Source organism: Pseudomonas sp. ERMR1:02, assembly GCF_002277815.1.
In the GTDB taxonomy this organism is placed as follows: domain Bacteria; phylum Pseudomonadota; class Gammaproteobacteria; order Pseudomonadales; family Pseudomonadaceae; genus Aquipseudomonas.
The window spans coordinates 271,263-292,729 of sequence record NZ_NKJI01000003.1; the positions used below are offsets into that span (position 1 = coordinate 271,263).

The 21,467-nt window shown below is 58.8% G+C and carries 21 protein-coding genes and 3 pseudogenes; 16 read left to right on the forward strand and 8 right to left on the reverse strand.

All coding sequences use genetic code 11. The features are described from left to right. Positions 1 to 196: 196 nt before the first annotated feature. The 3 genes from CES87_RS07310 to def all read left to right on the forward strand — a co-directional run bounded on the left by CES87_RS07310 (position 197) and on the right by def (position 2,060). Entirely contained in the window at positions 197 to 388 is a 192-nt protein-coding gene (locus CES87_RS07310) for a CsbD family protein (protein WP_128605593.1), read from the forward strand. A gap of 173 nt (positions 389 to 561) precedes the next feature. After that, a complete protein-coding gene (locus CES87_RS07315; RefSeq protein ID WP_128605594.1) occupies positions 562 to 1,524 on the forward strand; it encodes a YihY/virulence factor BrkB family protein in 963 nt (320 codons plus the stop codon). Then, positions 1,521 to 2,060 (forward strand): peptide deformylase, encoded by a 540-nt coding sequence (gene def, locus CES87_RS07320; RefSeq protein WP_128605595.1) that lies wholly within the window; start codon positions 1,521 to 1,523, stop codon positions 2,058 to 2,060. The genes CES87_RS07315 and def overlap by 4 nt, the downstream gene beginning before the upstream one ends. Before the next feature lie 102 nt (positions 2,061 to 2,162). Here the strand turns inward: def and CES87_RS07325 are convergent, their stop codons facing one another. Further along, positions 2,163 to 2,600, reverse strand: coding sequence for a GNAT family N-acetyltransferase (locus tag CES87_RS07325; RefSeq protein WP_128605596.1), 438 nt, complete (start codon positions 2,598 to 2,600; stop codon positions 2,163 to 2,165). A 328-nt stretch (positions 2,601 to 2,928) separates the two neighbouring features. Between CES87_RS07325 and CES87_RS07330 the strand changes: the two genes are divergently transcribed. The 5 genes from CES87_RS07330 (at position 2,929) to CES87_RS07355 (ending at position 7,424) form a co-directional block, all read left to right on the forward strand. Beyond that, a complete protein-coding gene (locus tag CES87_RS07330) occupies positions 2,929 to 3,870 on the forward strand; it encodes a fatty acid desaturase (RefSeq protein WP_128605597.1) in 942 nt (313 codons plus the stop codon). 152 nt (positions 3,871 to 4,022) lie between these two features. After that, on the forward strand, positions 4,023 to 4,814 hold the full coding sequence (locus CES87_RS07340) for a phosphate/phosphite/phosphonate ABC transporter substrate-binding protein (protein ID WP_128605598.1): 792 nt from the start codon (positions 4,023 to 4,025) through the stop codon (positions 4,812 to 4,814). 245 nt (positions 4,815 to 5,059) lie between these two features. Beyond that, entirely contained in the window at positions 5,060 to 5,608 is a 549-nt protein-coding gene (locus CES87_RS07345; RefSeq protein WP_128605599.1) for a sigma-70 family RNA polymerase sigma factor, read from the forward strand. Next, the gene (locus CES87_RS07350; RefSeq protein ID WP_128605600.1) at positions 5,605 to 6,618 is read left to right on the forward strand and encodes an ABC transporter substrate-binding protein; all 1,014 of its coding nucleotides are present in this window, start codon (positions 5,605 to 5,607) and stop codon (positions 6,616 to 6,618) included. Before CES87_RS07345 ends, CES87_RS07350 begins: the two co-directional genes overlap by 4 nt. 146 nt (positions 6,619 to 6,764) lie before the next feature. After that, positions 6,765 to 7,424 carry a peptidase inhibitor family I36 protein gene (locus CES87_RS07355; protein ID WP_128605601.1) on the forward strand — a complete coding sequence of 220 codons (660 nt, stop codon included), beginning with the start codon at positions 6,765 to 6,767 and terminating at the stop codon, positions 7,422 to 7,424. A 117-nt stretch (positions 7,425 to 7,541) separates the two neighbouring features. On the opposite strand, the gene CES87_RS07360 is transcribed toward CES87_RS07355, so the two are convergent. Together CES87_RS07360 and CES87_RS07365 are read right to left on the reverse strand one after the other, a co-directional pair. Next, positions 7,542 to 8,180, reverse strand: coding sequence for a glutathione S-transferase family protein (locus CES87_RS07360; protein ID WP_128605602.1), 639 nt, complete (start codon positions 8,178 to 8,180; stop codon positions 7,542 to 7,544). A gap of 172 nt (positions 8,181 to 8,352) precedes the next feature. Then, complete coding sequence (locus tag CES87_RS07365) at positions 8,353 to 9,384, reverse strand: LacI family DNA-binding transcriptional regulator (RefSeq protein WP_128605603.1); 1,032 nt, start codon at positions 9,382 to 9,384, stop codon at positions 8,353 to 8,355. Positions 9,385 to 9,610: 226 nt separating this feature from the next. Here CES87_RS07365 and CES87_RS07370 point away from each other — a divergent pair, with 226 nt between their 5' ends. Next, positions 9,611 to 10,144, forward strand: a complete 534-nt coding sequence (locus CES87_RS07370) for a gluconokinase (RefSeq protein ID WP_128605604.1) — start codon at positions 9,611 to 9,613, stop codon at positions 10,142 to 10,144. An 82-nt stretch (positions 10,145 to 10,226) separates the two neighbouring features. Further along, positions 10,227 to 11,579, forward strand: a complete 1,353-nt coding sequence (locus CES87_RS07375; protein ID WP_128605605.1) for a GntP family permease — start codon at positions 10,227 to 10,229, stop codon at positions 11,577 to 11,579. A 125-nt stretch (positions 11,580 to 11,704) separates the two neighbouring features. On the opposite strand, the gene CES87_RS07380 is transcribed toward CES87_RS07375, so the two are convergent. Further along, on the reverse strand, positions 11,705 to 12,631 hold the full coding sequence (locus CES87_RS07380) for an RHS repeat-associated core domain-containing protein (protein ID WP_128605606.1): 927 nt from the start codon (positions 12,629 to 12,631) through the stop codon (positions 11,705 to 11,707). Between the two features lie 175 nt (positions 12,632 to 12,806). Next, positions 12,807 to 14,018 carry an alanine transaminase gene (gene alaC / locus CES87_RS07385; RefSeq protein ID WP_128605607.1) on the reverse strand — a complete coding sequence of 404 codons (1,212 nt, stop codon included), beginning with the start codon at positions 14,016 to 14,018 and terminating at the stop codon, positions 12,807 to 12,809. 143 nt (positions 14,019 to 14,161) lie between these two features. Between alaC and CES87_RS07390 the strand changes: the two genes are divergently transcribed. The 3 genes and pseudogenes from CES87_RS07390 (at position 14,162) to CES87_RS07400 (ending at position 15,961) form a co-directional block, all read left to right on the forward strand. Beyond that, positions 14,162 to 14,824: a LysE family translocator gene (locus CES87_RS07390; RefSeq protein ID WP_128605608.1), complete on the forward strand. Its 663-nt coding sequence runs from the start codon at positions 14,162 to 14,164 to the stop codon at positions 14,822 to 14,824. 66 nt (positions 14,825 to 14,890) lie between these two features. Then, positions 14,891 to 15,375 (forward strand): annotated as a pseudogene (locus CES87_RS07395) (GyrI-like domain-containing protein). Positions 15,376 to 15,472: 97 nt separating this feature from the next. After that, positions 15,473 to 15,961: a GNAT family N-acetyltransferase gene (locus CES87_RS07400; protein WP_128605609.1), complete on the forward strand. Its 489-nt coding sequence runs from the start codon at positions 15,473 to 15,475 to the stop codon at positions 15,959 to 15,961. 35 nt (positions 15,962 to 15,996) lie between these two features. Here CES87_RS07400 and CES87_RS07405 read toward each other — a convergent pair. Next, a pseudogene (locus CES87_RS07405) lies at positions 15,997 to 16,481 on the reverse strand (GNAT family N-acetyltransferase). Between the two features lie 166 nt (positions 16,482 to 16,647). Between CES87_RS07405 and CES87_RS07410 the strand changes: the two are divergent. Together CES87_RS07410 and CES87_RS07415 are read left to right on the forward strand one after the other, a co-directional pair. Next, positions 16,648 to 16,992 (forward strand): YciI family protein, encoded by a 345-nt coding sequence (locus tag CES87_RS07410; protein ID WP_128605610.1) that lies wholly within the window; start codon positions 16,648 to 16,650, stop codon positions 16,990 to 16,992. 1 nt (position 16,993) lies between these two features. After that, positions 16,994 to 18,225: pseudogene (locus CES87_RS07415) on the forward strand (RNA polymerase sigma factor). A 103-nt stretch (positions 18,226 to 18,328) separates the two neighbouring features. Here the strand turns inward: CES87_RS07415 and CES87_RS07420 are convergent. Further along, complete coding sequence (locus tag CES87_RS07420) at positions 18,329 to 19,183, reverse strand: LysR family transcriptional regulator (RefSeq protein ID WP_128605611.1); 855 nt, start codon at positions 19,181 to 19,183, stop codon at positions 18,329 to 18,331. Between the two features lie 101 nt (positions 19,184 to 19,284). Between CES87_RS07420 and CES87_RS07425 the strand changes: the two genes are divergently transcribed. After that, a complete protein-coding gene (locus CES87_RS07425) occupies positions 19,285 to 19,707 on the forward strand; it encodes a multidrug/biocide efflux PACE transporter (protein WP_128605612.1) in 423 nt (140 codons plus the stop codon). Positions 19,708 to 19,835: 128 nt separating this feature from the next. Here CES87_RS07425 and CES87_RS07430 read toward each other — a convergent pair whose 3' ends face one another. Further along, complete coding sequence (locus CES87_RS07430; RefSeq protein WP_128605613.1) at positions 19,836 to 21,449, reverse strand: inorganic phosphate transporter; 1,614 nt, start codon at positions 21,447 to 21,449, stop codon at positions 19,836 to 19,838. Positions 21,450 to 21,467: the final 18 nt, after the last annotated feature.

Sequence of the window (21,467 nt, forward strand, 5' to 3'; positions counted from 1 at the left end):
TCCTGCGGGGATTGGATCTTCAGCGTCATAGCGCCGATACGTTGCGCATTCTCGGGGGTTGCCGGGGAAACATAAAGCCCAACCTGCGCTGAACGATAAAATGTCGTGGTGAAAATAAATGAAACTCCCGGCAAACGCCTCCGGTCAATCTTTGTGTAACGACTTTTCTCATTGATTTGTTCACAGGAGAAACACCATGAGCAGCACTGGCGATAAAGTAAAAGGCATGGCCAACGAAGCCGCTGGCAATGTCAAGCAAGGCATTGGCAAAGCTACCGGTAGTGACAAAATGCGCGCCGAAGGCGTAGTGCAGGAAAAGAAAGGCGAAGCACAACAAGCGGTCGGCAAGGCAAAAGATGCAATCAAGAAAGGTGTCGACAAGGCTTGATTCGGCCTTTGACGAGTATCAGGAACGGCCATCCTCGGATGGCCGTTTTTGTGTCAGCCTGAACTTGAGCGACGAAATTGTTTCAAAGTCGCCAGGTAGGCTACTTTGATGTAAGAAAACGGCCCCTGAGTCGCCATGATTTCAACCCCATTTTGCGGCGCAAGGAGACGCTAATGATTTTCCCGGACATGAGAGGCCTGCCCTTGCACCGTGTGATGATGCGCACGGTCACCGAGTTCGTTGACGACGAGATGTCGACCTATGCCTCGGCGCTGGCCTATCAAATGCTGTTTTCGCTGTTTCCCTTCATCCTGTTCCTTATCGCCCTGATCGGTTTCTTGCACCTGCCGGATTTCTTCTCCTGGCTGCGCCTGCAATCGGAACTGGTACTGCCGCCCCAGGCGCTGGAACAGGTGAACCCGGTGATCGACCAGCTCCAGCAATCCAAGGGTGGCCTGTTGTCGGTGGGTATCGTGATTGCCCTGTGGACGGCCTCTGCCGGCGTGCGGCTGATGATGAGCGCAATGAACGCAGCTTATGATGTGGTCGAAGGCCGTCCGGCGTGGAAGCGCTTTCCGCTGTCGATCATCTACACCGTAGGCATTGCAGGCATGCTGTTGGTTGCCGCTGCGCTGATGGTGCTCGGGCCGCAGGTGATGAGCTGGATCGCTGCGCAAGTCGGCCTCGAATACTTCATCGTTACGCTGTGGACCATCGCGCGGTGGCCGGTGATCGTGATTTTGCTGATGGTCGCCGTGGCGCTGATCTATTACGTCATGCCCGACGTCAAACAGGAATTTCGCTTCATCACACCGGGTTCGGTGCTGGCGGTGGTGGTGTGGATCCTCGCCTCCGTGGGTTTCGGTCTGTACGTCAAGGAATTCGCCAACTACAACGCCATGTATGGCAGTATCGGTGCGATCATCGTGCTGCTTTTGTACTTCTACATTTCCGCCGCGGTGCTGCTGCTCGGTGCCGAGATGAATGCGGTGATTGAGCACATGTCCCGCGAAGGCAAAGACCCCGGCGAGAAGGTCCCCGGCGAGCACGGTCCCGTCTATGAAGAGAAACACCACGTTTCCGGGCTGGGCCGGGATCACTCGGTGAAGCCACCCACTGACGAAGTCATCAAATGATCCGTGAAATTCTGAAAATGGGCGATGAGCGCCTGCTGCGCATTGCCCCGCCCGTGCCGGCCGAAATGTTCGACAGCCCCGAGTTGTGGCAACTGATCGACGACATGTTCCAGACTATGGAAAGCGTCGGCGGAGTTGGCCTGGCAGCGCCGCAGATCGGTGTCGATCTGCAACTGGTGATCTTTGGTTTTGAGCACAGCGAGCGTTACCCGGACGCGGAAGCCGTGCCGCAGACGATTCTGATCAACCCGTTGATCACGCCGTTGAGCCCGATCATGGAAGAGGGCTTCGAAGGATGCCTGTCGGTGCCCGGCTTGCGCGGCGCGGTGGATCGTTATCAGCAGATCCGCTACGAGGGTTTTGATCCCAAGGGCGAACCGGTTGTACGCATTGCCTCAGGTTTCCATGCGCGGGTGGTGCAGCACGAATGCGATCACCTGATCGGCCGCTTGTATCCGTCGCGCATCAGCGACTTCAGCAAGTTCGGGTTTACCGAAGTGATGTTCCCGGATCTTGATCCCAACGCTGACGACTGAAAAACACCATAAAACCATTGTAGGAATCGGTGTTATTTAGCGCTGCACCGCTGCCGAAGTAGAAGTCGACAGCGAGGCTTGCACGCACCATCCTTGGGCCGATCACACATTATCGAAGGTAGTTCTAACCAAGGGGTCTAAGCCCATGGCGATCATCGGTTTGCTGCGCGCGTAACGGTTCAGACGCTCGACCATGGCGTAGGGCATCGATGGATCAAAGGCAAAGCCGCGGCGCTCATAAAACTCGCGCAGGTCCGGATGGCAGAACAGCCAGACCGGAAGCTCATGCTCCTTGACCGCTTCAGCAATCAACGCGGCGGCGACACCCTGTTCGCGACAAGCCGGATCGACAAACAACCCGGTCAGCCAATGTCCGCCTGATACCGGGCGCAAGCAAAGCGCCGCGATGATCTCGTCACGTCGTGCGACCCACAGTTGTGCGTCGCGCACCGCTTTCATCGACGATTGGTGGGTGCGATAAAACTTGTTCACCAATGGCCACAGTGGCTCATCGAGTCGGATGTAACGAGTACTGTGCATAGGGCTAAACTGTTGAGGGCAAGCGCACGATTATAAAACAACGCGCACGCCAGGATAGGTGTATACCTGATCTCACATCCCTCGCGAGTGGAGTACGCATCATGTCTAAAGGTATGGAATCAAAAAAAGAGCTGAAGAAAAAACCAGCGAAAACCGCCATTGAAAAACGCGCCGACAAAAAGGCCAAAAGGTGAATGTGTTCGGACATTGATCCCGCGCTGACCGATCGCTTCCATGCAGAGCATGGGAGCGATCATCTGAAAATAATCTGCAAGAAATCCTGACGCCGTTGCACAGAAGGGGACTGGTCCCCGATCCGAGCAACGCCATGCCCCATTATTTCGATGACGCCCACCGAAAAGAAATCGAAACCCTGCGCCAACGCCTGACCGCCCGCACCGAGTGGCCGACCTGGCTGCTGTTGATCGGCGTCTACAGCGCCTGGTTCGCCATTGTTTTGAACAGCCATACATTGGGCTTGTGGTGGAGCACCCTGTTGTTGATCCCCGTGGTGGTGCTCTGGTTGTCGGTGCAGCACGAGTTGCTACACGGTCATCCGACCCGCTGGCCTGCGCTGAACAAAGTCCTCGGCTACGCGCCGTTCGCCGTGTGGTATCCCTACACGCTGTATCGCGACAGCCATTTGCTGCATCACCGCGACGAAGACCTGACCATCCCCGGTCGCGACCCGGAAAGTCGCTATTTGAGCATCGCGCAATGGCATGGCAGTTCGCTGTTCGAGCAAGGCCTGCACTGGCTGAATAAAACCGTGCTCGGGCGCTTCGTCATCGGTGCGCCGCTGGCCTTGCTGGGGTTGGCTCGGGAAGAACTGCAACGACTCAAGGCCGGTGAGCGACAGGCCTGGCTGATGTGGCTCAGCCATGGCGCGCTGACCCTGCTGATGCTGCTGTTCATCGCGCGCTACAGTGTGCTGCCGGTGTGGCATTACCTGTTGCTGATCAGTGTGCCGGCGCTGTCGATCGCGATGATTCGCTCCTACTATGAACACCGCCCGCACGGGCTACCTGAGCAGCGGACCGTGCTCAACGAAGCGGCGTGGCCCTGGCGCTGGTTGTTCCTCAACCTCAATCTGCACCTTGTACATCACGACTTGCCGGGGCTGCCCTGGTACGACTTGCCACGCGCTTATCGCCAGCGTCGCGAGCAATGGCTGGCCCGCAGCGGCGGGTTTGTGGTGCAGGGTTATGGGCAGTTGTGGCGGGAGCATGGGGTGAGGGCGATTGACAGTCCGCGGCATCCGTTTCATTAGTCTGGCCACCAGTAAACCCTGTGGGAGCGGTGGTGCGGCGATTCGGCTTGCTCGCGAAAGCGGAGTGTCAGTCAACATAGATGTTGGATGTTAAACCGTCTTCGCGAGCAAGCCCGCTCCCACATTTGATCTTCGTTGTACGAGGTTTTTTGATGACACAACACATCGCCGAATTACTGATGTACATCGCCCCCGAACCCATCCGCCTGGCCAACGAGCGCTGGCTGGCGCTTATCCTTGAGCGACTGGGGGCCACCCGCCGCAACGCCGAAGGCCTGACACTGATGGACCTTTGGCTATCCCCGCACTTACTGCTGACGCAAACCTGCGGCTATCCGCTGATGACCGCGCTGCGCGGCCAGGTCCGGATCCTGGGGCGTGCGCGCTATGAATTGCCGGACAGCAGCGGCGGCAACCATTGCAGCCTGCTGTTGAGCCGCGCCGACGATCCACGGCGAACCCTGCCGGACTTTCACGGCAGCCGTGGTGTGATCAATGGGGAAGACTCCAACAGCGGCATGAACCTGCTGCGTCATCGACTGGCGCCGCTGCATCAGGACGGGCAATTCTTTGCCCGGGTCGATGTCAGCGGCAGCCACCGCGAAAGCCTGCGCTGGTTGCGCGAAGACATTGCCGACCTGTCGGCCATCGACAGTGTGACCTACGCGTATCTGGCTCGTTATGCCGAGGCAGAAGTGGCTGGTTTACGAGTTGTCGCTCGCAGTGCCTTCAGTCCGACCTTGCCGTATATCACTGCGGCGAGTGTGAGTGATGAGCAGGCTGAAGACATTCGGCGAGTGATGAACCTGACGTTGGGCGAGCTGCCGGAGGTGGCTGAGGTTCTTGGTTTGCGAGAAGTGTTGCCAGCCAGTGAAAGCGACTATCAAATCATTCTCGACTATCAACAAGAAGCCGATGCCATGGGGTTCGGACACATTCGTTGACTGAAGACCATTCGCGGGCAAGCCTCGCTCCTACAGGTGCTGTGTCGATCACATGATTGATAATTCACACAGCGCCTGTAGGAGCGAGGCTTGCCCGCGAAAGCGATCTACCGAACGACACTAATTTATATTTCATAAAAGAATATAAAAATGAATTTTAAATATTATTAATGAATAAGGCTCCTTGCTAGGATCGCATCACCGGAAGACCGGACATTCAGCGACCCCTAACCCTTGGAGCCTCTATGTCCGGCACCGACGTTTCCCATCGCAATGACGTGGGTGGATTGTTCCGCGCCCATTACCCCTGGCTGTGCGCCCGCTTGCGCCAGTACCTGGGAGCCGCTTGCAGTGTCGAAGACATCGCCGCCGAAGCCTTCGTGCAATTGCTCGAAGCACCGCCGCCGGTGTCGATCCGCGAGCCTCGTGCCTTGCTCACCACCATTGCCCGTCGCCTGATCTTTCAACTGTGGCGCCGTCGCGATCTGGAGCGCCGGCACCTCGATGAGCTGCAACAGGTTGATCAACCTTCAGCACCGTCGCCCGAAGAGTTGGCGCAACTGACTCAGGCACTGCATGGCCTCGACCGCACACTGGCGCGCCTGCCCGGCAAGGTCAGGGCGACCTTTCTGCTGTCGCGGGTCGACGGTCTGACTTACCCGCAAATCGCTGCCGAGCTGGGCATTTCCCTGCGTTCGGTCAGCGTCTACATGACCCGCTCCGAGGCCTTGTGCGCCCGGCATAGCGCCAATCAGTTCCTGAACCGTCACCTACAGAACAAGAGGTCCGCATGAGATCGATCAAAACCCTGCTCGGCAGTTCGCTGCTGGCCCTGAGCCTGATTGCCAACCAGGCACCGGCGGCAGAAAAAGCCGCGCCCATCCACTTCGGCGACATCACCTGGGAAAGCGGCAGCCTGATCACCGAGATCCTGCGCCTGATTGTCGAAAAAGGTTATGGCTACCCGACCGATACCTTGCCCGGCAGCACCGTCAGCCTCGAGGCGGCGCTGGCCAAAAACGATATTCAGGTGATCGGTGAAGAGTGGGCCGGGCGCAGTCCGGCGTGGGTCAAAGCTGCGGGGGAAGGCAAGGTGTTTGGCCTGGGCGATACGGTAAAAGGTGCCACCGAAGGTTGGTGGGTACCGGAATACGTGATCAAGGGCGATCCGGAACGCGGCATCAAACCCCTGGCGCCGGAGCTGAAATCCGTGGCTGACCTGGCGAAGTACAAAGACGTGTTCCGCGACCCCGAAGACCCGAGCCGTGGTCGCTTTCTCAACAGCCCCACCGGCTGGACCTCGGAGATCGTCAACAGCCAGAAACTCAAGGCCTACGACCTTACGCAAAGCTTCGTAAACTTCCGCACCGGTTCCGGTGCAGCGCTGGACGCCGAAGTGGCGTCGTCGATCCGTCGTGGCAAGCCGGTGCTGTTCTACTACTGGTCGCCGACGCCGCTGTTGGGCCGTTTCAAATTGGTAAAACTCGACGAACCGGCGTTCGACGCCGAAGCCTGGAAAACCCTGGCCGACGCCAACAACCCGAACCCCAAAGGCACCCGTTCGATGCCGGCCAGCCTGGCGATCGGCGTGTCCGCACCGTTCAAGGCGCAGTATCCGGACCTGGTGGCGTTCTTCGAAAAAGTCGACCTGCCGATCGATCTGTTGAACCAGACTCTGGGGCAGATGAGCGAAAAACGGCAAAAACCTCGCGAAGTGGCCGAAGCGTTTTTGCGTGAGCGGCCGCAGGTGTGGAAGGGATGGGTGCCGGGGGAGGTGGCTAATCGGGTCACTGCAGGTTTGTGAACCGATGCATTTGCGAGGCGTTACGTAAACGACGCCGACTGTCGACACTGTTATTTATGACAGTAGACAAAAAATAGTGATGAATGAACTCTGTTCCCTGCTCTCGCTGGATTTGTTCAGTGCGTACAGTGAACGGAGTTTTTTACATGAACGCCCAATGGTCTGCTGGATTAGTGGCGGTGTGTGTCGGCATCGGCGCTCTGTTTTTCTCTGCCAGGCATGTGTCTATCCCGCCTAGTCCCTATACGTTGTTTGAGCCCGTCATGACTGCCGAACAAAAAGCCGAAGTGCAACGGCAGATTGACCGGCAGCTCAATCGGAAATCGGGCGGTCAGCAAGTCAGCGCCACTCAAGTGGCATACGCCATCGATGCCATTGTGCTGACCTTCCCGGTGCCCGGCGCGTCGGGGCAGTCTGATAGCTCCTGTGATTACGGCTATTTTTGTGTCTGGGATGCCTGGGATTACACGGGCAGAAAACTGTCGCTGCGCAGCACCCCGTCCAGTCGCCCGGTCAACCTGTCCGACTTTGGCATGAACGGTCATGTCTCCTCATGGCAGCACCACAACAAGGTCCACACCGTGAAAATTTTCGGCGTGGATGGGCCTGGTGCGAAGGGCAACATAATGATGAGCAACCTCAAGGAGGTTGGCTTGGGTAAGGGCTGTTGTCCCTTCAGCATTCCCGACCAGGTCAGCGTCACGGGCGCCTGGACTGAAATCTATTCTCAAAGTCGACTGGCTGAATATAACGACCGAATGATCAGTGTCGCGTTTTCACCCATGTTTATCTTATTTGCCCAGTAATCGCCCTACAGGGTGACCCTTTTCGGAGCTGAACCGTTTTTGTCCTGAACACAAAGTTAGAGCGCAATAGAGGCGAACGGTTGCCGACGAACGGCAAACGTTGCAGCGCCGGGTGGTTCAAGGCAGGCCGTTACAGCAATGTTTGAGAAAACCGGGTCGTGGTGCCAGACGCTTGAAATATTCATCGACGGCAGGGAAGTCGGGGCGCTCTATCGGCGTCATCAGCCAGCGATTGACCGACAGGCCGATGACAATATCGGCCAAGGTAAATTTCTCCCCGGCAACAAATGCCTTGGTGGTCGTGAGTTGATGCTCGAGGATGGCCATTTTCTGGTTCCAGCCACGCACGCCGACGTCCAGGCGATGCGGATCCTGGAACTCGGGATCCTTGCGAACCAGCGCCATGAACGCGTAGCTCCAGGACGGATTGAGTTCGGTGGCCTGCCAATCCATCCACTGCTCCACCCGGGCGCGAGCGGCCGGTTCGGAGGGCAGCAGCTCGTTGTGATGATGGTGGTGTTTGCCGGCCAGGTAGCGGCAGATGGTGTTGGATTCCCACAGCGCCCCGTTCTCATCAATGATCACCGGAACCTGCGCGTTGGGATTGAACCGCAGGAACTCGGGGCTATGGGTCGAGGCAAATCCGCTGCCCCAATCCTCACGCTCGTAGGACAGGCCCAGTTCCTCGCAGGTCCACAGGACTTTTCTGACGTTGATCGACGAGGCTTTACCGAGAATCTTCAGTGCATGGTCCATGTTGCTACTCCGTCAGCGAATCAAGGCGTCTGGAAATCATAGTGTGCCTGCCAACGTCTCACATCAAGCCTGTAGGAGCCGGCTTGCTGGCGAAGGCGGCGGATCAATCGACATGGGTGGAGGCTGGCACACCGCCTTCGCCAGCAAGCCGGCTCCTACAGTGAGCGACCGGTCAGGTACTCTCGCGAACCTTCAACTCAAACCCCATGTCCTGCACCGGTTTGGCCACGGTGTTGCCGGCCATCAGCGTCAGCATCTGCTCCGCCGCTCGGCGGCCGATGGCTTCGCGCGGGGTGCTGATGCTGCTCAGTCGCGGAACCATGTGAGCTGACGCTGGCAGGTCGTTGAAACCGAGAATCGCCACCTGCTCGGGGATCTTGATGCCGCAGCGCATGGCTTCGAGCAATGCACCCTGGGCCAGGTCGTCGTTGCCGAAGAAGATCGCATCGACATCGGGATGACTGGCGATCATCTGCAGGAACAACTCGCCGCCCAGGCCGACGGAAGACGGACGTGGCGTCAGCACTTCCAGCGCCGGGTCATACAGACCGGCCTTCTGCAGTGCGCGACGGTAACCTTCGCCACGCAGCAATGTACGTTGGTCAAGTTGCGCGCCAATGTAAGCCAGTCGCTTGCGGCCGCGGGACAGCAAATGTTCAGCCGCCGTTTCGCCGGCGGCCAGTTGCGAAAAACCGACGCAATTAAGGCCGGCGGCACTGTCCAGTTCCATCATGTACACGCAGGGAATGTTGCTCGCTTCGATCATCCGCCGCGAACTTTCGGTGCGGTCGAAACCGGTGAGCAGCAAGCCTCGCGGCTGATAGGCCATGTAGTTGCGCAGCAGGTTTTCTTCTTCGTCGCGGGAATAGTGGAAGTTGCCGATCAGCACTTCGAAGCCCTTGGGGCGCAAAACCTGATGAATGGCTTCCAGGGTGTCGATGAACAAAAGGTTGGACAGTGACGGCACCAAAACCACCACCGAATGACTCTGTGCCGAAGCCAGGGCGCGAGCGGCGGAATTAACCACATAGTTGAGTTCAAGCGCCGCGTTCTGCACTTTTTCCACCAGTTCGGTAGCCACCGTGCTCACGCCGCGCAGGGCTCGGGACGCGGTAATCGGGCTGACGCCGGCCAGGCGCGCGACTTCGTTCAGGGTAGGGCGGCCAGTGGTGCGCGTATTTTTATCGTTCTTGGTTGAGGTCATCGACGGCTTGCCAAACAAAATTCAAGGCACTAAGGTAGCGCTGTCTCGATGCAGCTGCAAATGCTTGAGCGGGGGTTCGCCTGATCCTCGCTTTTTGGCGTTTTTTTGGCATTGAGAACGAGCATGCTGCAACCCACAAAAATGACAAGAAGGCGTCGGCAACTTCTACTTTTGGTCTAGTGTCATAACTGGCAAAGGTAGCGCTGTCTGCGCACTGAGGTGTTACATGAACAATCCCATCACCGCCCTGGTCATCATGGGCGTTGCCGGTTGCGGTAAGACGTGCGTCAGCGAAGACCTGTGCCAGCTCAGCGGCGCCACTGCCATTGAAGGCGACTCTTTCCACCCTGCCGCCAATATCGAAAAGATGAGCGCAGGTATCCCCCTGAACGATGAAGACCGTGCCGGCTGGCTCGACAGCCTGTGCGATGAACTGCGCCGCATCGACGCCCTGGGCCAGCGCCCGGTGCTGACCTGCTCGGCCCTCAAACTCATTTACCGCGAGCGTCTGCGCAGTGCCTTGCCGGGCCTGGGCTTCGTGTTCCTTGAGCTGACCCCCGAAGTTGCCGCCGACCGTGTTTCTCATCGCCCCGGCCACTTCATGCCATCGACTCTGATCGACAGCCAGTTCGCCACTCTCGAATCCCCCGTCGGCGAGCCGTTGACCCTGGCCCTCGATGCGTCGACCCACAGCGTCGATCAGCTGGCCGTTCAGGCACACCACTGGTGGCTCGAGCACGGCCTGAAACGCGCCGGTTAATTTTTGCTTGCAGAGATAGCGCTGTCCTTATGGCTTTCGAATTACCCGCTTTAATAACAACAACAACCAGGAGACACCCCTAATGTTTGGCATGTCCCACGAGACGTTCCTGCTGCTCGATGCAGTAGTCACGGTGATCGGGCTTATCGTCCTGATCACCAAGTTCAAGTTCCACCCCTTTATCGCCCTGATCATCGCCGCAGCTTTCCTCGGGCTGACTTCCGGCATGCCAATCGGCACCGTGATCAAGGCGTTCCAGGACGGCTTTGGTGGCGTGCTCGGTTTCGTTGGCATCATCCTGGCGCTGGGCACCATGCTCGGCAAAATGATGGCCGAGTCGGGCGGGGCGGATCAGATCGCCCAGACCCTGATCCGCGCCTTCGGCAAAGAGAAAGTGCAGTGGGCAATGATGTTCGCCGCCTTCCTGGTGGGTATCCCGCTGTTTTTCGAAATCGGTTTCGTGCTGCTGATCCCGCTGGTGTTCATCGTCGCCCGGCGTACCGGCGTGTCGATCATCAAGATCGGTATCCCGCTGCTGGCCGGTCTGTCTGCCGTGCACGGTCTGGTGCCACCGCACCCGGGCCCGCTGCTGGCCATCGGCGTGTTCGGTGCCGACATCGGTAAAACCATTCTGTACGGTCTGATCGTGGCGCTGCCGACAGCCATCATCGCCGGCCCGATCTACGGCACCTTCATTTCCAAATACATTCCCGGTCACCCGAATCAGGAACTGGTGGATCAACTGGCGCGCGAGACGGATTCGGCCGATCTGCCGAGCTTCGGCATCACCTTGATCACCGTGCTGTCGCCGGTGTTCCTGATGCTGCTCAAGACCTTTGCCGATGTAGTGCTGCCGGACGGTAACTATTTCCGCACCTTCATGGACCTGATCGGTCACCCGATCTCGGCACTGCTGATCGCGTTGCTGCTGTCGCTGTACACCTTCGGCTACAAGCAGGGCATCGGTTCCCAACAGATTCTCAAATGGCTGGATGCGAGCCTCGCGCCGACCGCCGCGATCATCCTGATCATCGGCGCCGGTGGTGGCTTCAAGCAGATGCTGGTGACCAGTGGTGTGGGTGACGTGATCGGCCACATGGCGGTGGCCGCGCAAATCTCGCCGATCCTGCTGGCCTGGCTGGTGGCGGCGGTGATCCGTATCGCCACAGGTTCCGCGACCGTAGCGACCATTACTGGCGCGGGCATTGTGGTGCCGGTGGTGGGGATGATGCCCGGGGTTAACCGTGAGCTGCTGGTATTGGCGACCGGGGCTGGTTCCTTGATCCTGTCCCACGTTAACGACGCTGGTTTCTGGCTGGTGAAGCAGTACTTCAACATGACCGTGGCGGAGACGTTCAAGACCTGGACCGCGATGGAGACGATTCTGTCGGTGGTGGGGTTGGGCTTTATTCTGTTGTTGTCGTTGTTCGTTTAAATACAACGCAAACCAAAATGTAGGAGCTGGCTTGCCAGCGAAAGCGGCTTGAGAGTCAACATCAACGTTGAATGTCAGGCCCTCTTCGCTGGCAAGCCAGCTCCTACAGGTTTGTGCGTAAGGCGTTAGTTTTGCCTCAGGGCATTAAGACGCGCCTGGATTCGTTGGTCGGCGGAAGCATTACTTCTGATGGAGCCCCCAGAAGAGCTCGCATAACCCGAATCTTGGCTGTATGTGCTGAGATTTGAAACAGTACTGACCGTGCTGGGAGTGGAACCCGAGCTGGAATGGCTGGAGACGCTGTTACTGGATGGACTGCGAGACAGGGGCCTGCTTTGCGCAGCGGTTGATATCGTGACATTCGTCGAGGTTGCCGGGTTCTTTACATCCGAAGCCCATTGGACACTCTTCTTGACGGCGTTGTTGCTGCTTTGCTGAATCGGGAACGCAGAGGTTTGTTTGCGGGATTGTCCTAACGGCTTTTTATTAATTGCTTTGGGGTCAGTTCTTCGACTGTTTCCCATAGCAGCACCCATGGCACCCAAAATTCCTCCTTTCCCTGAGCTGGGTTGAGGGGGCAGTGCGTTTAATTGTGGTCCACTTGACGAATTGGACAAATCAAAAAAATTCCAGACCTTGAGTAATTTGCTCCAAAAGCTCCGTCCCGTCGGGTCCACATTCATCACGGGTTCACAACCACAGTACGCATACCCATTCAGCCCACCTTCACCAAACGGACTCATGCCGTCCGGACTATGAAACCGCATCACTCGCGGGTTATAGACGCGGTAACCCTTCCCCAAAAAATACCAATCAAGTCTCGCCTCGCGCAGTTCGCCATTGAACCCCAGGCGCGTCATAACCTCCTGTCGTGAGGACTGCTGACCATAGGGGGAGTATGCGATTCGGTGAATGCTGCCAGCCATTTCGGCGAGCACAGTGTTTTTGCTGTCGCTGGCTAACAACAAGATGCGGGATGAGTGATTGGCAGGTTTTGATGTGGACATGGCAGGGCCTTTGTTTGACGAAACGTCAATAAAGGCCTCCAGCATTTCATGTTGTTCCAGGGTCGGGAACTGACAGAACTACCAGGTTCCGTCGAGTGCACCACAAATCACATGTGGGAGCGGGCTTGCTCGCGAAGGGGTCATAACATTCAGAGTAAATATTGAATGTAAGTCCGCTCTCGCGAGCAAGCCCGCTCCCACAGTTGTTATGTGTCAGGCGTCAGGATTTGCTGACGAGCCCATCCGCCCGGAACATCCCGCGAATCCCGCGTACGGCCTGACGAATCCGGTCCTGGTTTTCGATCAGGGCGAAGCGCACATGATCATCGCCGTACTCACCAAAACCCACGCCCGGCGAGACGCAGACCTTTGCCTCGGCCAGCAGTTTTTTGGCGAACTCCAGCGACCCCAGATGCGCATAAGCCTCGGGAATCTTGGCCCAGACGTACATCGAAGCTTTCGGGTTTTCCACCATCCAGCCCAGCTCATGCAGGCCTTTGACCAGCACGTTGCGCCGCTGCCGATACTGTTCGGCGATGTCGAGCACGCATTGCTGATCGCCTTCGAGCGCTGCAATCGCCGCGACTTGCAGCGGGGTGAAGGTGCCGTAGTCGTGGTAGCTCTTGATCCGCGCCAGGGCGTTGACCAACTCCGGGTTGCCGACCATGAAACCGATACGCCACCCCGCCATGTTGTAGCTCTTGGACAGGGTGAAAAACTCCACCGCGATGTCCTTGGCGCCGGGTACCTGCATGATCGACGGGGCTTTCCAGCCGTCGTAGACGATGTCGGCGTAGGCCAGATCATGTACCACCAACACGTCGTACTGCTTGGCGAGGGCGATCACCCGTTCGAAGAAATCCAGCTCCACGCACTGCGCGGTGGGGTTGGACGGGAAACCGAGGATCATCATTTTCGGTTTCGGGATCGAGCCACGAATTGCCCGCTCCAGTTCGGCGAAGAAATCCACGCCCGGAATCAGCGGCACCGAACGCACCTGGGCGCCAGCAATTACGGCGCCGTAGATGTGAATCGGGTAGCTCGGGTTCGGCACCAGTACGGTGTCGCCCTGGTCGAGGGTCGCCAGCATCAAATGCGCCAGGCCTTCCTTGGAACCGATGGTGACAATGGCTTCGCTTTCCGGGTCGATGTCGACCTCGTAACGATTCTTGTACCAGTTGGAAATCGCCCGGCGCAGACGCGGAATGCCCTTGGACGTCGAGTAGCCATGGGTGTCTTCGCGCTGAGCAACGGTGACCAGTTTTTCGACGATGTGCGGCGGGGTGGCGCCGTCGGGATTGCCCATGCTCAAGTCGATGATGTCTTCGCCACGACGACGGGCGGCCATCTTCAGCTCGGCAGTGATATTGAAAACGTAAGGGGGGAGTCGATCTATGCGCGCAAAGCGGCGCGGCGAACCTTGTTCGGCCATTGAAGGGTGCCTCGGATTACGTAAGCGCCCGGAACCGTCCGAGCGACGCTGGTCACTGCGGTGACCTGTGGCGGAATGTACGGGCAGCTGTGGCAGACTGTCCAGCCTCCATGTAAACAAATATTTGCGAAGGAATTGGGTCGATGGAATTTACCAGTGGCTTCTTGCTGAGCCTTTCGCTGTGCCTGGACATCGGCGTGGCCAACATCGCAATGATCACCTTGGCGATGCAGCGCGGCTACTTTCAAGGCTTCGCCCTGGGCTTGGGTACCTGCGTCGGCGACCTGATCTACGCGGTGCTGGCGCTGGCCGGCATGACCGTTTTGCTGCAATACGAAACCGTGCGCTGGGTGTTGTGGATCGGCGGTTCGGCGCTGCTGGTGTACTTCGCGGCGAAGATGATTTATTCGGCGATCCACCATGAGGCGCTGTTGGCCGAGACCGCCGAAGTGGGCCACAACTCCCATCGCAAAGAATTTTTTCGCGGGATCTTCCTCGCGATGTCGTCGCCCAGTGCCATCCTCTGGTTTGCTGCCGTGGGCGGCACGCTGATCGCCCGTTCCGGCGGAGGTGGCCCGCTCAGCTCGGCACTGTTCCTCGGCGGATTTCTCTGCGCCGGGCTGTTGTGGTCCGCAGGCCTGTGCTTTGCCGCGAGCCACGGCGGCAAGTTGCTCGGCGACAAACTGCTGCGTTATTCCTACATGGCATCGGCGGCGATCTTCTGCTATTTCGCGGTGTACGTGATCCTATCGGGCTATAACGAGTTTGTCGGTGCCGCTGCCGTCGAGCAATTGCACGCCCTGTGATTTGGCGAATCGGGTTTGGCCTCTATACTTTCAGCCGAACCCACTTTTCGTTTCAGGAGTCGAGCCATGGATGTGCAAAAACGCGTTGAAGTGACGGAACCACGCTTCGAACACGGACACTTCCTGCTGATAGCAGGGCTTGGCGGACGTTTTACCCAGCAAACCACCCAAGACATTCCGGCACTCTGGGATAAATTCATTCCCCACATCGGCAATGTTCCGGGCCAGAAAGGCGAAGTGACCTACGGCGTATGTTCCAATTTCGACGGCAAGGGCGGTTTCGATTACATCGCCGGAGTGGAAATCAGCAAACTCGACGACTTGCCGGAACAGTACCGTTGGGTAGAGGTTCAGCCTCAACGGTACGCGGTGTTCGAGCACAAAGGCCGTTGAGCACCTTGCCACAGCTGTTTCAGTACATCTTCGGTACCTGGCAGCCGCAGTCCGGGCATGAGGTGCTGGATGCGCCGGAGCTGGAGCGCTACAGCGAAGACTTCAACCCGAACCTCAATACCGGAAAACTGGAAATCTGGGTGCCGATCAAAGCATGAGACGTGCGTCGAGAGGCGGACCGGTCCATTCGCCTCTCGATGTCGCGCCGCTGCTGATTTAAGATCCCCACCTTTTTTCCGCCGATTCCGAGCTGCCATGAACACCGTCATCCGCAACGTCACGCCTGCTGATCTGGACCGCTGCTACGCCATCGAAACCGTTGCCTATGAAGGTGACGAAGCCGCGACCCGCGAGAAAATTGCCACCCGCATTGCCACCTGGCCCGAGGGTTTTATCGTGGCGCAAGTGGACGCTGTGGTCGCCGGTTTCATCAATTCCGGCGCGGCGTTCGAGGTGGAAATGTCGGACGAGGCGTTCAAGGAATTGATCGGCCACGACCCGGCCGGCCCGCACGTGGTGATCATGTCGGTGGTGGTGCATCCGGATTACCAAGGGCAGGGCCTGGCGAAGCGCCTGATGGGTGAATTCATCGAACGCATGCGCGCATTGAACAAGGTCAGCATCAACCTGATGTGCAAGGAACGGCATATTCCGCTGTACGCCGGGTTTGGTTTTGCCTACATCAAGCCATCGGCGTCAGACCATGGCGGGATGGCGTGGCATGAGATGGTGCTCAAACTCTAAGCCCAACACAGTCCCCCTGTAGGAGTGGGGGCAGCTTAAAAGATCAGTGCCATCCGCCGTTCATAGCCGATCCGTCCTTTGTAAGCCTCGCCACTGTCGACAAATCCATACTTGGCATACAGCGCAATCGCCGCTTCATTGTCCGCATCCACCGACAACTCCAACCCCTGATTTCCGGCCAGGCCAGACGCGCCGCTTCGGGCAAGGCTTGCAGGCAGGCCTTGCCGTGGCCTTTGCCTTGAGAACGCTGGTCGACTTGCAAAGCATGTAATGTGGCGCTGTGCTCGTCAGCCCAGGCGGGCAACACAGGCGGGCGTTTAAGCAGCAGGAACGCCACGGGAATATCGTCGGCCAGCAGGGCAAATCCTTTTACGCCGGGGCCGGGTCTGGACAGCAAAGTGTGCAGTGCACCGTGAATGTCCCCGGAGAACCTGATTTGATCCGGATGAACTTCTATGGTCTCGACCTGCTGGCGCTGGCGCGCGTTCAGGCTTTCGTAAGGCACGAGTCGGGCTGTCAATGGAGTGTCCTTTTTCCAACATGAATGAGCCTCGGATTCTAACGAGTATGGCCGTTTGGATTATTTTTATTTGGTCTGTCGATTTGCCGGATCGCCAGACGACTAAGGGTGTCTTCACAAATGCCAATGTGCGTCCATAGTTGATCCGTCCGATCAGGAGAGCGCGATGAAATATTTATGTCTGGTCTACAGCGATGAGCACCTGCTGCATTCGCTGCCGGAGAGCCCGAACGACGAGGAGTGCATGGCGTACGCCGAGTCGGTCCAGGGCAGTGGCCGAATGGTCGCCGCCGAGGCGCTGGAATCGGTGCAGACTGCCACCACCGTGCGCATGCGCAACGGCAAGCTGTCGATCACCGACGGCCCGTTTGCTGAAACCAAGGAGCAATTGGCCGGCTTCTACCTGATCGATGCCAAGGATCTGAACGAAGCCATCCAGCTCGCCGGGGACATTCCGGCGGCACGGGTCGGCTGTGTCGAAGTGCGCCCCGTTCGTCAGTTGAATCCTTGAAATGCCAGTGACGGCGCAGGCGCGGGTCGAGCAGGTCTATCGCGAAGAGTCGCGGCGCATCCTTGCGACGCTGATCCGCCTGCTCGGCGATTTCGACCTCGCCGAAGAGGCCTTGCATGAGGCGTTTTTCGTCGCGGTGGAGCGCTGGCAGCAGGACGGTGTGCCGGACAACCCGCGGACCTGGCTGGTATCTACCGGGCGCTTCAAGGCGATCGACGTGTTGCGGCGGCGCGCCCGCTTCGCCGCTTCACGACCGTTGTTGATCGCGCAGCTGGAAGCGCTGGAACAGGCCGACTGGAGTGACGAAGACGTGGAAGACGATCGCTTGCGCCTGATCTTCACCTGTTGTCACCCGGCATTGGCGGCGGACGCCCAGGTGCCGTTGACCCTGCGAGAAGTCTGCGACTTGACCACCGAAGAAATCGCCCGGGCCTTTCTCTCGGCGCCGGCCACCATCGCCCAGCGCATCGTGCGCGCCAAGGCGAAAATCCGCGATGCAAAAATCCCTTATCAAGTGCCGTCCCTGGCGGAGTTGCCCGAACGCCTCGACAGCGTGCTGCGGGTGATTTACCTGGTGTTCAATGAAGGCTACTCGGCGTCCATCGGCGCGCTGGTGACCCGCGAGGAGTTGACGCGTGAAGCGATTCGCCTCGGACGTTTGCTGATGGAATTGCTGCCGGAGCCGGAAGTCATGGGCCTGCTGGCACTGATGCTGTTGCACGAGTCGCGACGTGTGGCCAGAACCTCCACGAACGGCGAATTGATCTTGCTGGATGAGCAGGACCGAAGGTTGTGGGACCGCGAGATGATTGCCGAAGGCTGTGCGTTGGTGAAGCGGGCACTGGCCACTCGACGATTCGGCCCGTATTGCCTGCAAGCGGCGATTGCGGCAGTGCATGCCGAAGCGCCGTCGGTGGATGAAACCGATTGGGCCCAGATCGTCGGGCTGTACGACGTATTGCTGCAAGCCGTGCCGTCGCCGGTGATCGAGTTGAACCGGGCGGCGGCAATGTCGAAACGCGATGGTCCGTTGGCGGGGTTGACGCTGGTCGAGGCGATTCTGGATCGCGGGACCTGCTGGATTACCACCTGGCGCATTCGGCGCGGGCGGATTTTTGTCGGCAGTTGGGAAGGGTGGAGCAAGCGCGAGCTGCGTATGAGCGGGCGCTGGAATTGACGCAGCAAGAGCCGGAGCAGCGGTTTATCGAGGCTCGGATCAAGGCTTTGGAGTGATTGGATCTTACGGGCGCCTTCGCGGGCAAGCCTCGCTCCTACAGGTTCTGTGCATATCCTGTAGGAGCGAGGCTTGCCCGCGAAGGCGCCCGACCTGACACAACTATTCCAGCATCTTGCCCAACAACCAACTCCCCGCCGGCCCCGGCGGATTCAGGCGCGACCACAGCGCATCCACATACACGGTTTTCGGCCAGCCGCGCACTTGCAGTTCCTGCAACGATCCCGGACCAAAGCGCTCCACCAGCCAGCGCGGTAACGGCGCCCAGCCGAATCCGCCCTGGGCCATTTCCAGCAGCATCAAATAACTGGGCGCCGACCAGACGCGGCCCTTCGCTCGGCTCTCATACGGATTGACGATGGTCGCCAGGCGCAATTCGCGGTGTTGTTGCAGTACGTCCTGATCGATGTGTGTCAGCGTGGCCAGGGGATGCCGGGGCGACACGAACAGGGCGATTTCCGTGCGCTCATCCACCGTCGAATTGACCAGGTCCGGCGGGTAACTGTCCTGCATTTCGGCGAAGGCAACCTGCGCCCGGCCGCTTTGCACCAGCGCCACCAGATCGTCGCATTCAGCGATCAGACATTCTAATTCCAGGTCCGGATAGCGCTGCTCGAAAGCGCTGAGTGACGCTTCGAAACGGTCGGACTGGTAGGTGTCGGACAGCGCCACGGTCAGCTTCGCCTCGACCCCTTGGGACAGTTGACTGGCAGTCATTTCCAGGCGGCTGGTGGCGGCCAGGATATCTTCGGCCCGCTGCAACATCACATGCCCGGCCGGGGTAAGAGCGGGTTTGCGGCTGCTGCGGTCAAACAGCGTCAGGTTCAGATCGATTTCCAGACTGGCCACTGCCGCGCTGATGGTTGACTGGCTGCGGCCCAACTTGCGCGCCGCGGCGGAAAACGAGCCCTGCGTCGCGGCTTGGACAAACGCCTGGAGCACTTCCTGGGAAGCCATGAACTATCGCCTTGATCGATGGTTATTGGTTATGAAGTATCGGTGTGATGTTGGACCATGGCAACCACACTCGCTTACATAGGCAATCAAGGAGTCACGTCATGAGCACCAACAAATCCATCACTGAACGTATTTTCCAGGCCGTTGGTTTCGAACTGCTGGCCATCCTGATCTGTACCCCAATGCTGGCCTGGATCATGGACAAACCGATGCTGGAAATGGGCGTCGTCACCCTCGTAATTGCCGCACTGGCTCTGGCCTGGAACGTGGTGTTCAACGGCATGTTCGACCGGGTGCTCAAGCGCTTCGCCATTGCGCATAACGCCTGGGTCCGCGTGGTGCATGCGTTGTTGTTCGAAGGTGGCCTGGTGGCCCTTGGCGTACCGCTGATTGCCTGGTGGCTGAACATCAGCCTGTGGCAGGCGTTCCTGCTGGACATCGGCGTGTTGCTGTTTTTCCTGCCGTACACCTACGTCTACCACTGGGTATACGACGTGATGCGCGCCCGAATGGTCCACGCTTAACAACACATAACAACGTATACCCTTGTAGGAGCGAGGCTTGCCCGCGAAGGCGATATGTCAGGCAACATCAATGCCGACTGACACGACGCCTTCGCGGGCAAGCCTCGCTCCTACAGGCCATATGGTGTTTAGAAAATTTGGGTGAACAACCAATACAAACTTCCCGACAACAGGATCGCCGCAGGCAAGGTCAGGACCCAGGCCATCAGCAGGTTGCGGATGGTCTTCATCTGCAAGCCGCCGCCGTTGGCGACCATGGTCCCGGCCACGCCCGAAGACAGCACGTGGGTAGTCGATACCGGCAAACCGAACATATCGGCGGCGCCGATGGTCAGCATGGCCACCGTTTCCGCCGAGGCACCCTGGGCGTAAGTCAGGTGGGTCTTGCCGATTTTTTCACCGACCGTCACCACGATGCGCTTCCAGCCGACCATGGTGCCAAGGCCCAGAGCGATGGCCACCGCGATCTTCACCCACAGCGGAATGAACCGCGTGGAACTGTCGATCTGTTGCTTGAACAGTTGCAGCTTGCCGCTGGTGTCAGGGTCGAAGTTACCGACCTTGTTCTTGTCCATCAGGCGAATGGTTTCGCTGGTCAGGTACATATCGTTACGCACGTTGCCCACGGCCTCGGCCGGCACCTTGGACAGCGAGCCGTAACTCTTGACCTGAGCACCGATGCTGCCAGTCAACGCGGCGAGCGCTGGTACCAGTTGCGGTGTCGCTTCCTTGCTGCGCACGTACTCGGACAATACCGGACGCGGATCGGCGGGGGCTGGCAGGGGGGCGCTTTTCACCAGCGCTTGCTGGGTGACTTCAGCTACAGCGGCGAACTGCAGCGCCTGATCGGCGGGCATGGTGCGGTTCAGCGCATACGCCATTGGCAGTGTACCGACCAGAATCAACATGATCAGGCCCATGCCTTTCTGGCCATCGTTGGAACCGTGGGCGAACGACACGCCGGTGCAGGTCAGGATCAACAGTCCGCGAATCCACCACGGCGGCGGTGTGTTGCCCTTTGGTTCCTTGTACAGCGCACGGTTCTTGACGAAGGCGCGCAGCGCCAGTAACAACAGCGCCGCGCAACCGAAGCCGACCAAGGGCGACAGCAGCAACGCGTAACCGATCTTGGTCGCTTGCGCCCAGTCCACACCGCTGGTGCCGTCACGCCCGTGCATCAGCGCGTTGGCCACGCCGACGCCGATGATTGAACCGATCAGCGTGTGCGACGACGACGCCGGCAGACCCAGCCACCAGGTGCCGAGGTTCCACAGGATCGCGGCGATCAGCAGGGCGAAAATCATCGCGAAACCGGCGGAAGAGCCAACTTGCAGAATCAGCTCCACCGGCAGCAACGCGATGATGCCGAACGCCACCGCGCCGCTGGACAGCAGCACGCCGAGGAAGTTGAAGAACCCGGACCAGACCACCGCGAAATTCGGCGGCAGCGAGTGGGTGTAAATCACCGTGGCCACGGCGTTGGCCGTGTCATGGAAACCGTTGACGAACTCGAAGCCCAGGGCGATCACCAGCGCCACGCCCAACAGCAGAAATGGCGTCCAGGTGGTCACCACAGTGCCGAGTTCGCTCATGTCGTGCATCAGGCTGTAGGCAGTAAACAACAGCCCCATGGCCAGCACCGCGAAAAAAATCACGAAGGTGAGCAGGCCGGGTTTTTTGTCGAACTGCGGTTTGCCGCTACTGGTGGGTGCCGGGGCGGTGGAGAAGGAAGGAGTAGCCATAACGGACAATCCTGAGTC

What these genes read in the sequence shown, in the direction of transcription:
- CES87_RS07310 (WP_128605593.1), top strand. Translation starts at nt 197, where the DNA reads ATGAGCAGCACTGGCGATAAAGTAAAAGGCATGGCCAACGAAGCCGCT.
- CES87_RS07315 (WP_128605594.1), top strand. Translation starts at nt 562, where the DNA reads ATGATTTTCCCGGACATGAGAGGCCTGCCCTTGCACCGTGTGATGATG.
- def (WP_128605595.1), top strand. Translation starts at nt 1,521, where the DNA reads ATGATCCGTGAAATTCTGAAAATGGGCGATGAGCGCCTGCTGCGCATT.
- CES87_RS07325 (WP_128605596.1), bottom strand. Translation starts at nt 2,600, where the DNA reads ATGCACAGTACTCGTTACATCCGACTCGATGAGCCACTGTGGCCATTG.
- CES87_RS07330 (WP_128605597.1), top strand. Translation starts at nt 2,929, where the DNA reads ATGCCCCATTATTTCGATGACGCCCACCGAAAAGAAATCGAAACCCTG.
- CES87_RS07340 (WP_128605598.1), top strand. Translation starts at nt 4,023, where the DNA reads ATGACACAACACATCGCCGAATTACTGATGTACATCGCCCCCGAACCC.
- CES87_RS07345 (WP_128605599.1), top strand. Translation starts at nt 5,060, where the DNA reads ATGTCCGGCACCGACGTTTCCCATCGCAATGACGTGGGTGGATTGTTC.
- CES87_RS07350 (WP_128605600.1), top strand. Translation starts at nt 5,605, where the DNA reads ATGAGATCGATCAAAACCCTGCTCGGCAGTTCGCTGCTGGCCCTGAGC.
- CES87_RS07355 (WP_128605601.1), top strand. Translation starts at nt 6,765, where the DNA reads ATGAACGCCCAATGGTCTGCTGGATTAGTGGCGGTGTGTGTCGGCATC.
- CES87_RS07360 (WP_128605602.1), bottom strand. Translation starts at nt 8,180, where the DNA reads ATGGACCATGCACTGAAGATTCTCGGTAAAGCCTCGTCGATCAACGTC.
- CES87_RS07365 (WP_128605603.1), bottom strand. Translation starts at nt 9,384, where the DNA reads ATGACCTCAACCAAGAACGATAAAAATACGCGCACCACTGGCCGCCCT.
- CES87_RS07370 (WP_128605604.1), top strand. Translation starts at nt 9,611, where the DNA reads ATGAACAATCCCATCACCGCCCTGGTCATCATGGGCGTTGCCGGTTGC.
- CES87_RS07375 (WP_128605605.1), top strand. Translation starts at nt 10,227, where the DNA reads ATGTTTGGCATGTCCCACGAGACGTTCCTGCTGCTCGATGCAGTAGTC.
- CES87_RS07380 (WP_128605606.1), bottom strand. Translation starts at nt 12,631, where the DNA reads ATGCTGGAGGCCTTTATTGACGTTTCGTCAAACAAAGGCCCTGCCATG.
- alaC (WP_128605607.1), bottom strand. Translation starts at nt 14,018, where the DNA reads ATGGCCGAACAAGGTTCGCCGCGCCGCTTTGCGCGCATAGATCGACTC.
- CES87_RS07390 (WP_128605608.1), top strand. Translation starts at nt 14,162, where the DNA reads ATGGAATTTACCAGTGGCTTCTTGCTGAGCCTTTCGCTGTGCCTGGAC.
- CES87_RS07400 (WP_128605609.1), top strand. Translation starts at nt 15,473, where the DNA reads ATGAACACCGTCATCCGCAACGTCACGCCTGCTGATCTGGACCGCTGC.
- CES87_RS07410 (WP_128605610.1), top strand. Translation starts at nt 16,648, where the DNA reads ATGAAATATTTATGTCTGGTCTACAGCGATGAGCACCTGCTGCATTCG.
- CES87_RS07420 (WP_128605611.1), bottom strand. Translation starts at nt 19,183, where the DNA reads ATGGCTTCCCAGGAAGTGCTCCAGGCGTTTGTCCAAGCCGCGACGCAG.
- CES87_RS07425 (WP_128605612.1), top strand. Translation starts at nt 19,285, where the DNA reads ATGAGCACCAACAAATCCATCACTGAACGTATTTTCCAGGCCGTTGGT.
- CES87_RS07430 (WP_128605613.1), bottom strand. Translation starts at nt 21,449, where the DNA reads ATGGCTACTCCTTCCTTCTCCACCGCCCCGGCACCCACCAGTAGCGGC.